Origin of the sequence: Longimicrobium sp. (assembly GCF_048594345.1) — a bacterium.
Lineage (GTDB): Bacteria > Gemmatimonadota > Gemmatimonadetes > Longimicrobiales > Longimicrobiaceae > Longimicrobium.
The window spans coordinates 113,549-123,142 of record NZ_JBMDXM010000097.1 but is presented as its reverse complement, the minus strand read 5'-3'; the positions used below and the strand labels follow the sequence as shown (position 1 = coordinate 123,142).

Below are 9,594 nucleotides of genomic sequence, written 5' to 3'. Positions count from 1 at the left end.
GGGGAGGGGCCGGGGGAGGGGCACACCGCCGACGCCAGTTCGATGCACGTCCAAGCGCCGCCCGCTCCGACGCTCCGCAGCCGGAATTTCGCGTCACCCCTCTCCCGCGCAGTTTGCGGGAGAGGGGCCGGGGGTGAGGGGTCCGCGCGCAGCGCGACGCCGTAAAACTCTCCGGTTTCCGTGATCCAGCCGGAGACAATCAGGCGGTGCGTTCCCTCGTGGCCCGCCGCGTGCCGGGCAACCCTCCGCATCGTATCTTCCCGAAATTCCCGGCGCACGGGCGCGGCATCGTCCGCATCGATCCCGCGCCGCACGCAACCGGCAGCCACGGCACATGCTCGTCATTCAGCCCGACGCAAAGGGAGCCCGCCTGGAGCGCGCCCTCAAGGACCGCATCCGTGGCGAGGTGCGCTTCGACGCCAAGTCGCGCCTGCTCTACAGCACCGACGCGTCGCTGTACCAGATCCTCCCCGTGGGCGTCGTCATCCCCCGCGACGCGCAGGACGTGGCCCACGCGACGCGGCTGGCGGCGGAGCACGGCGTCCCCGTCCTTCCGCGCGGTGGCGGGACGGGGCTGGCGGGGCAGACGGTGGGGCCCGCGCTGGTGCTGGATTTTGGCAAGTACATGAACCAGGTGCTGTCGATCGATCCGGATCGCCGCATCGCGAAGGTGCAGCCCGGGCTGCGGCTGGACCGGCTGAACCGCGCCGCCGGAAAGCACGGGCTGACGTTTGGGCCGGACCCTGCGACCATCCGCCAGTGCTGCCTGGGCGGGATGATCGGCAACAACTCGTGCGGCGCGCGCTCGCTGGTCTACGGCAAGACGGGCGATCACGTGCACTCGCTGGACTGCATCCTGGGCGACGGGGCCAGCGCGCACTTCGGGGCGGTGGACCGGAACGGGATCCCGACGATGGCGGGGGTGGAGGGCGAGCTGGCGCGGCGGGTGATGGCGCTGCTGGAGCCGGAGCGCGAGCGCATCATCAGCCGCTATCCCAAGGTGCCGCGGCGGGTGAGCGGCTACAACTTCGACGCCATGCTCGAGGCGCCGGAGCTGAACCTGGCGCACCTGATCGTCGGCAGCGAGGGGACGCTGGCGACTGTCGTCGAAGCGCAGCTGAACCTGGTGCCCGTGCCAGCGCACCGGGCGCTGGTGCTGCTGAGCTTCCGCGAGCGCTTTACCTCGATGGATGCCACGCCCTTCATCCTCCCCGAGCCGGGCCTTTCCGCGCTGGAGATCGTGGACAGCCGGGTGATGCAGGGCGCGCGCGAGCTGTTCGACTTTCGCGCGACGGCGGCGCTGGTGGCGGCGGACGCCATGGGCGTGCTGTTCTGCGAGTTCAGCGGGCAGACGGCGGACGAGGTGTCGGAGCGCGCGCACGACTTTGCCCGCCGTGCGCCATCGCTGCCGGGGAACCCCGTCGCCGGAGTCTTCGTGAGCGCGACGGAGCAGAACGCGGCGTGGGCGCTGCGGCAGGCGGCGACGGGGCTGCTGTATCGGACGACCGCGCATCGCGACATCAAGCCGCAGGAGTTTGTGGAAGACACCGGCATCGCGCCGGAAAAGCTGGGCGACTACACGCGGCGGTTCGAGGAGATCGTCTCCCGCAACGGCACGTCGCTGGGCTTCTTTGGCCACGCGGGCCAGGGATGCCTGCACATCCGCGTGGACCTGAACCTCAAGCGCGGCGAGGACGTCCACCGCATGCAGCGCATCGCCGGCGAGGTGGCGGAGCTGGTGGTGGAGTTCGGCGGATCGCTAAGCGGTGAGCACGGCGACGGACTGGCGCGGAGCGAGTTCCTGCCGATCATGTTCGGCCCGGAAATCATGGACCTGCACCGCCGGGTGAAGCACGCGTTCGATCCCGAGGACCGCATGAACCCGGGCAAGATCGTGCCGCCCGTGCAGCGGATGAGCGAGAATCTGCGCTTTGGCGACGACTACCGCGCCCATCCCCCGCAGACGTGGTTCGACTACACGGAGGACGGCGGTGACTTTGCCATCGCGGTGGAGAAGTGCAACGGGATGGGCGTCTGCCGCAAGCTGGACGCGGGGACCATGTGCCCCAGCTTCATGGTGACGCTGGAGGAGCAGCACAGCACCCGCGGCCGCGCCAACTCATTGCGCGAGGCCATGAAGGGCAACCTGCCGGGGATGCGCAGCCACGAGGTGCTGGAGGCGCTGGACCTGTGCCTGGCGTGCAAGGCGTGCAAGACGGAGTGCCCCGTGGGCGTGGACATGGCGCGCTACAAGGCCGAGTTCCTGGCCCAGCACCAGCGCGAGCACGGCGTGGACCGCAAGGCGCAGTTCTTCGGGCGCATCCACGACGTGGCCAAGGCGGCCTCCATCGCGCCCGGCTTCGCCAACTTCGGCAACCGGATGCTCTCCGGCGCCATCAAGGCGGCGGGCGGCATCGATCCTCGCCGCGAGATGCCGTCGTTCGCGCCCGAGCCCTTTCGCCGCTGGTTCCGCAAGCGCCGCGTGGTGCCCGGTTATGAGAAGCCGACGGTGATCCTGTTCGACGACACCTTCAACGGCTTCTTTGGTCCCGGCCCGCTGCAGGCCGCCGTCACCGTGCTGGAGCGCGCAGGCTTTACCGTAAAGCTGCCGCGCAAGCAGGTGTGCTGCGGCCGCGCGGCCGTGTCGAAAGGCCTGCTGGACCACGCGCGCGACCTGCAGACCACGCTGCTGGACACGCTGGCGCCCGAGGTGGAGGCGGGCGCGTGGATCGTGGGCATCGAGCCCAGCTGCATCCTGACCCTGCGCGACGAGCTGCCGGACCTGGTGCGCGACGGGCGGACCAAGGCGCTCGCCGCCGCCTCGGTGACGCTGGAGGAGTTCCTGGCCAGCCTGCCGGACTACCGTCCCGGCCGCCTGGAGCGCCGCGCTATCGTGCACGGCCACTGCCACCAGAAGGCGCTCGTCGGCATGGAGCCCACGCGCCAGGTGCTGAGCAAGGTGGAGGGGCTGGACTTCACCATCCTGGACAGCGGATGCTGCGGAATGGCGGGGAGCTTCGGCTACGAGCAGGGCCACTACGAGGTGAGCCAGGCCTGCGGTGAGCGCGTGCTCGTCCCCGCGGTGAGGGAGACGAAGGCGGATGACCTGGTCGTCGCTCCCGGCTTCAGCTGCCGCCACCAGATCGCCGACTTCTGCGACAACCGCCATAGCCTGCACACGGCCGAGTTGCTGGCGATGGCGCGATGAGAGACTCAGCCCCACGCCAGGATCGGGTCTTTGTGCATCGGTTGCGAGGACTGGCTTGGGTCGCGGCGCTGATCCTCTGCGCGTGCACCGATACTGAAGAGATGGGCGGGATCTACGATCGCGACGACCAGTTTGCGCGGCAATTCATTGGCGACCTGCACGACGGCGGGCTTCCGCGGGTTCGGGACCGGATGAAGCCCTCCACACTCGAGGGCGTTCGGGATCCGGAAGCGGAGTTCGCCGCGATGATGAGGGCGCTGCCCCCTGGTCCGATCGATTCCATCCGCTTCTCAGGTGGTGGTGTCGAGCAGGATGGATCCAGCTCAGTGAGCAAGCTCCACTACCGCGTGTACGGCGGCCGGCGCGCGGCTCAGGTGGATCTCTGGATTGAGACATCGCGCAAGACGCAGTACGTGGAGACGCTGCGGGTCACCGACGTAACCGCCGATGTCTCGCCGGCAGGATCTGCCGCCGGCGTCCGTGGGACACATCCTGATCACCTGGTCGTCGCCCCCGGCTTCAGCTGCCGCCACCAGATCGCCGACTTCTGCGACAACCGCCGCAGCCTCCACACCGCGGAGCTGCTCGCTATGGCGAACACAGTGTAGGGGTGCCTCAGTAACCGACTAAACTAAGGGAAGATGATGGACGCAGCTATTTACTATCGGTCTCTGTCCCAAGAACTAGATGCTTTGAAGGGACGCGTCCGCTATTTGATCGAAGATCATCACTGGTTGACAGACGGCGAGTGGAAGGAATCTGTGTTGCGGGCGGTCCTCCGTCGGCACTTGCCGGCGACCGTTGGAGTCGGGCGCGGATTCATAGTAGGCCCGCGTGGTCCGTCAACCCAGATTGATGTGCTATTGTACGATGCCTCTTACCCAACGGTGATCTCGTCTTCGTTACACCCGATGCAGTGCGAGCGATTATTGACGTGAAGTCTACCCTGCGGCGCGGGAACGTGACGGAGGCGCTTACAAAACTGGCCAACAATGCTGAGGTGGTGCCAGACGGCGCCGAGCGCATTTTTCTCGGTCTCTTCGCGTACGAAGACGAACTTGGTGAGAATGGGAACGAGTACCTGTTCGCCGCTTTGCAGGAAGCTGCCAACGGAACTAGACGGCGGGCCGTGAACCACCTCTGCTCTGGCTGGTCCAGGTTTGTACGCTTTTGGCCCGAGGATCCGTTTACCAACGCTCGGCTCAACCGATGGTACTCGTACTCGGTAGAGCAGATGGCATCCGGCTACTTCATCTTCAACGCCCTCGAACGCGTGGTCGGGGATGCGGTGAAGCGTAATCTGTGGGCTTGGTTTCCGCGCGATGGGAAGGAGATGTTCAGGACTGGTGAGGCACGGCTGCAAAACCAAGCCAACGCGTGAATGGCAGTCACGCGTGCTCTTCCCCGTCGTGCGCGGGACAGCGACCGATGACATCGGTCGTCACCCCCGGCTTCAGCTGCCGCCACTAGATCGCCGACTTCTGCGACAACCGTCGCTCGCTGCACACGGCCGAGTTGCTGGCGATGGCGGGGTGAACGCTAGCAGCGTCATGCTAGCACTGGATTGCTCATACAGTATTCAGACACGTCGCGACCAGAACGGCCCTGAGTACGCTGGCGATCTTCATTGCAGTGAATTTCTTATTACTGGAGGCAGAATAGCCGTTTGCGCACGCGATTTGCTTCTCAACAAATACGGTGCTCTTTTCGCCCAAGTCCTTGTGATGATTCCTATCTAACCGCCTATCCCAATGCCCGCAAATCACAATACCGATCGGATAAGAACCATTGGTCACTCATTTCTCCGAAACCTCAGCGCGCTCCGGATTTTCATCGATCGAATTGGGGCGGTCGCAGTTGAGCACGATCGTCTGACATTGAAGAACTTTGTTGACACTTTCGAATCCTTATTACCTGAACACTTGCGTAACACTCCCAATGATGTGGGGGTAGATCGTCCGAAGGAGCAAGAGGGCAAATCAGAGACGACGACGCGAGAACAGGAACGAGATGATGCTATTGCTCATGCACTTGCTAGCGATGAGGGGAAGGTGGCGCAACTTATCGCTGCCTCTAGGCAACTTGTGCGCGAAGCTCCGGTACAAAGTGACCTGCTCCGGACGAGTGTGCTAATCTCGCTGGTAAGCTATTTAGAGGCATTAATTGCTGATCTTATCCACGAATACTATGCCCGTTTCCCCAGTGCCCTCCCATCGGATGATCGCGCGCTGTCCTTGTCTGAACTCCGAGAAATTGGCTCTGTTGAAGAAGCTGAACGGTTCTTGGTTTCAAAGGAAGTAGACGCTGTTCTCCGTGAAAGCCTCGACGCACAGCTTACCTATTTTACCAAGCGGCCCAAGATCGATCTAACCCCGATAGAACCGTTTCGGTTTGGGCTCTTGGAGATCGGACAGCGGCGCAACCTCTACGTCCATAACAGAGGTACCGTTAACCGTGTATACCGACAAAATGTAAGTGCAGATCTTCTTGAGAGATTCGCCGCTAAAGATGGTGTCCAACTCCGCATCACAGAAGAATATTTGGGTGAGGCGCTCGACATGGTTGAAGTTTGTGGAATGGTCTTACTACAGCAATGCTGGCGTAAGTGGGACAAAAAAGAGACTGAAGCGGCCGATAAATTTATGATGAATGCGACATTTGACAACTTATTAGAAGAGCAATACCGCGTCGTCGAACAACTGGCAATCTATGCCGCCGGTGTCCCATTCGCGAGTGACGCTGAGAAGCGGATTGTGTGCGTGAACCATGCGATAGCGCTCCGTGATTCGGGCCGCAACAATGAAATTGAGGCTATACTTGGCCGCTACGATTGGTCTGCATGTAGCTTAGACTTCCAACTCGCCCTGGCTGCGGTACGAATGGATGAGGAGGGGTTTTATCGGCTGCTTCCCCGCGCTGCTGCAGCCGGGGAACTTACCCGTGAGCAAATGCTGACTTGGCCTCTCTTTTTGCCATATCGGAATAGTGAGCGCTTTGCGGGGGAGGTGGACACCTTATTCCCGCCGCAAGAACCGGACGACCTGCACGCGGACCAATCGGGCACGCCGTCTAATCCAGAGCAAACAGATTAAGGACTTCCTGTATCCGTCCCCCGCCGCGATGCCTAAGATGGCCCAGGCGCTCGCCGCCGCCTCGGTGACACTGGAGGAGTTCCGGCCAGCCTGCCCGACTACCGCCCCGGCCGACTGGAGCGCCGCGCCATCGTGCACGGCCACTGCCATCAGAAGGCGCTCGTCGGCATGGAGCCACGTGCCTGGTGCTTTCGAAGGGTGGAGGGGTGGACTTCACCATTGTTGGTATTGTCTAACCCGATGATATATTGTGTGTGTGATGCTCGCCTACCGCAGAATCAGGCTTGGAGCGTTCACCAGAACCCCACATAGCCGTGTTTATAGAGTTGCTCGTAGTTCCTGATTCGATCTCATCTGGGCTGTGGCCACCCACTGGAGATGATCTCAAAGCGGCTGCGGCCATCCTGACGCTTCTGTTCGGCGGTGGGGTGATAACCAACGCGGTAGCGCGATGGCGAGAGCGCCGGCAGCAGAAGCGAGTTGCTGAGAAACTTCCTGTCGGAGATTTTCTCCCAGAGACAGTCACAGCTGCTTTACGCTACTATGTTGAACACGAAGTAAGTGCCATCGACCCCGCTGGTCGTGAAAAGGATCGGGCCAATCTAGGACCGAGAGAACCGCTGTTTCGATTGCTTGATCGCACACTCTACGACACGCATGAGAAGCAGTTTCTACTCCTGTTGGCTGATTCAGGAATGGGAAAAACCACCGCCCTCCTGAACTACTATGCACATAATGCGAGACGCAAAGATTCACATCCGATAGTGATATTTTCCCTTAGAAGCAAAGGGGTTAACGAGAGAATCGCGTCAGTCGCCAATAAAGCCACTACGGTGCTCCTCCTAGATGCATTGGACGAAGATCCTACTGCCGTTGCCGATCATACTGGGCGCGTTCACAGCCTAATGGAATCTGCCCATGAGTTTCGGGCAGTTGTAATCTCATGTCGCTCACAATTCTTTCTGTCTGCCGAGGAAATCACAAAGGAGACTGGAATTGCTCGCTTACACCATCGTGGCCTAGGAGAAACCGCCGAGTATCTGCTTCTAAAGTTCTATCTCTGCCCTTTCTCAGACGATCAGGTATCTGCGTTTCTCAGCAAGCGTTATCCCTTTCCACGCTGGGGGGCCAGGAAACGCGCCCGCGCGGCTGTAAAACGTGTACGCGACCTAACGGCTAGGCCGATGTTACTAGCATACATTGATGATCTGACGCACGGTGGTCGAAACATCACTAGTTTAGCTGAGGCCTACAGTGAAATTGTAGGCCAGTGGATAGAGCGCGAGAAGCCCCTCGTGCAGGATTCTGCGTCCTTACTCGAGTTCTCGAAGAAACTCGCTGTGGATCTATACACGCGACGGGAGGAACGGAGCGGGGAGCAAGCACCTGCGCGTGAAATTTTCGCATTAGCACAACACTGGAATATTCCGCTTGAGCGCTGGCAATTAACGGGTCGCTCATTACTAACAAGAGATGCGGCTGACCAATTTCGCTTTGCTCACCGATCTATCTTAGAATATCTATTCGTTCGTTCCCTAATCGAGGGAGATTCTCAATGTGCTACCGTTATATGGACGGATCAGATGTATGTTTTTTTCCTTGAGATGCTGGATGTGTCGGCCGTACCAGCGTTTGATAGTCGTACTTTCCTGCGCCGCATTCGCGACGTGTTAGACACGCTCCTAACGGTGGCATTAGCCAAACGTCTTAATACAGCCATTCCCTTGGTTCTGTTAGATCAGTGCTTTCGCACGCTCTTGTATGTCCTTGCAGAGATGCAATATAAAACCGACCATGTTACTCCTTCATACCTCTTTGATACTGAAGTTGATGTCTTGGTGGCGAAGAGCCATGTCAAACCGCTGATTCAGTTAGTTTTTGCCGAGCATGGCCGAGATCTGCCGCGCGTGAGCATCGCCTGCATTGTTCCGGATCAATCGAGGAAAGGCTTCACTCTAACCGCACGCGGTGGCACAAATAATCTCTACCTTGGGATGTCTGAAAAGGAAGTGGGCGCATTACTGCGAGCCGCAAAGGTATTCGAATGGGATGCACCTCAACCACAAACATTCGTCATCCATGGAACCCAACAAGAATGCACGATCTGCCTTCCGTTTTCTTCGCCTCGTTTATCCTTTGGCTTAGTTGCAGTCATCCACTTCACGGCAACCATAAACGGTACGGAAGGCGTAGATCACCTCCTTGACCACTTTCGGAGTTGGATGGATTTCTACCATCATCTACCGAACGTTCTTGGGCGAATGCGCCGCAAACTTTGGGGGTTCAACGTGGCGGTTAGCAGGCAGCCCGAATTTGGCACCTTCTCTAAGCAGTCGGCGCACGCTGCGGGAGATACTGCCAAACCGTAACGGCGGCTTCCTCATCACACGGTCCCTAGAGATGGCGCGTCACTTTGAGCGGGAGAAATAGTTGTGCAAACGCGCCAATTGGCTTTTGCTTATTTACCCACTCCTAACCGCCTCGCACGCCTCACGCAGATCCGCCCCAAACTCCAGCACCGCCTCCGCCACGAGCACATCCATCGACAGTTCATCCTCCCCGACGTGCCGCGCGAGCTTGATCGTGGAGTAGGCGATGGCCTCAAACGCGCCAAAGCGGTCCGACAGCATCTCCAGCAGGCGCGCGGGGGAGGCTCCTTCCATCTTCATGGCATCGCTCCTGGTTGCTTGCGCCTCCGGCGGAGGATGCCTATTGTGTAGACATCCCATCTGCCTTGCGGCGGGTGGATTCTAAGGGCAGTCGCGAACTCTTGGCGGGGTGAGCGACTGCCCTTCGGCTTTAGGTGTATATCTAATGTGTAGGCGGATTGCTGTCAACGATCCTGACCTACGCCATTGAAGGGAGACGCGTGTGGTCAGCCCGGATCGAATCCAGAAAATCGTCCGAGAAGTGATCCAGGAGAGCGAGCTTCCACGCACCCTGCTCGCGCGTGATGCGGAACTGAGCCGCGCCGCGCTAGAAGCCTGGGTGGTGGGCGCCCGCACTCCGCAGGCCGACAGCATTGAGCAGCTGGCGAACGGACTGATGCGCCGCGCGAACGAACTGCAGCATCTCGCCGTCCGGCTCCTCGCGCTTCGCGAGCAGATGAACGAAGCCGACGAGCAGGCGTAGGGCGTATACGTATACGCACGTATACCTATACGTGAACGCCTCGGGCGGGCGGGGCAGATGAAGGCTGCCTCTCGCAAGGCGTGGCTTGTGCGAGGGTGACCCGGAGCTTCGCACCGTCGACAGCATCGACGCAGTGTGAACCCCGACACCCGAATCGCAGCG

Annotated in this window: 8 protein-coding genes; 7 read left to right on the top strand and 1 reads right to left on the bottom strand. The window is 60.6% G+C overall.

Annotated features, from left to right (window positions below):
* The first annotated feature begins 334 nt into the window (after positions 1-334).
* The 6 genes from ACOJUJ_RS10925 to ACOJUJ_RS10900 all read left to right on the top strand — a co-directional run bounded on the left by ACOJUJ_RS10925 (position 335) and on the right by ACOJUJ_RS10900 (position 8,669).
* The gene (locus tag ACOJUJ_RS10925) at positions 335-3,208 is read left to right on the top strand and encodes an FAD-binding and (Fe-S)-binding domain-containing protein (protein WP_420126905.1); all 2,874 of its coding nucleotides are present in this window, start codon (positions 335-337) and stop codon (positions 3,206-3,208) included.
* A gap of 101 nt (positions 3,209-3,309) precedes the next feature.
* Complete coding sequence (locus ACOJUJ_RS10920; RefSeq protein ID WP_420126904.1) at positions 3,310-3,816, top strand: hypothetical protein; 507 nt, start codon at positions 3,310-3,312, stop codon at positions 3,814-3,816.
* Positions 3,817-3,849: 33 nt separating this feature from the next.
* Positions 3,850-4,146, top strand: coding sequence for a DUF6602 domain-containing protein (locus tag ACOJUJ_RS10915; protein WP_420126903.1), 297 nt, complete (start codon positions 3,850-3,852; stop codon positions 4,144-4,146).
* Positions 4,143-4,589 carry a hypothetical protein gene (locus ACOJUJ_RS10910; protein ID WP_420126902.1) on the top strand — a complete coding sequence of 149 codons (447 nt, stop codon included), beginning with the start codon at positions 4,143-4,145 and terminating at the stop codon, positions 4,587-4,589. Before ACOJUJ_RS10915 ends, ACOJUJ_RS10910 begins: the two co-directional genes overlap by 4 nt.
* 370 nt (positions 4,590-4,959) lie before the next feature.
* A complete protein-coding gene (locus ACOJUJ_RS10905) occupies positions 4,960-6,300 on the top strand; it encodes a hypothetical protein (RefSeq protein ID WP_420126901.1) in 1,341 nt (446 codons plus the stop codon).
* A 314-nt stretch (positions 6,301-6,614) separates the two neighbouring features.
* Complete coding sequence (locus ACOJUJ_RS10900; RefSeq protein WP_420126900.1) at positions 6,615-8,669, top strand: hypothetical protein; 2,055 nt, start codon at positions 6,615-6,617, stop codon at positions 8,667-8,669.
* 93 nt (positions 8,670-8,762) lie between these two features.
* Here the strand turns inward: ACOJUJ_RS10900 and ACOJUJ_RS10895 are convergent, their stop codons facing one another.
* Positions 8,763-8,969 (bottom strand): hypothetical protein, encoded by a 207-nt coding sequence (locus ACOJUJ_RS10895; RefSeq protein ID WP_420126899.1) that lies wholly within the window; start codon positions 8,967-8,969, stop codon positions 8,763-8,765.
* Positions 8,970-9,171: 202 nt separating this feature from the next.
* Between ACOJUJ_RS10895 and ACOJUJ_RS10890 the strand changes: the two genes are divergently transcribed.
* Complete coding sequence (locus ACOJUJ_RS10890; protein ID WP_420126898.1) at positions 9,172-9,432, top strand: hypothetical protein; 261 nt, start codon at positions 9,172-9,174, stop codon at positions 9,430-9,432.
* Positions 9,433-9,594 lie beyond the last annotated feature (162 nt).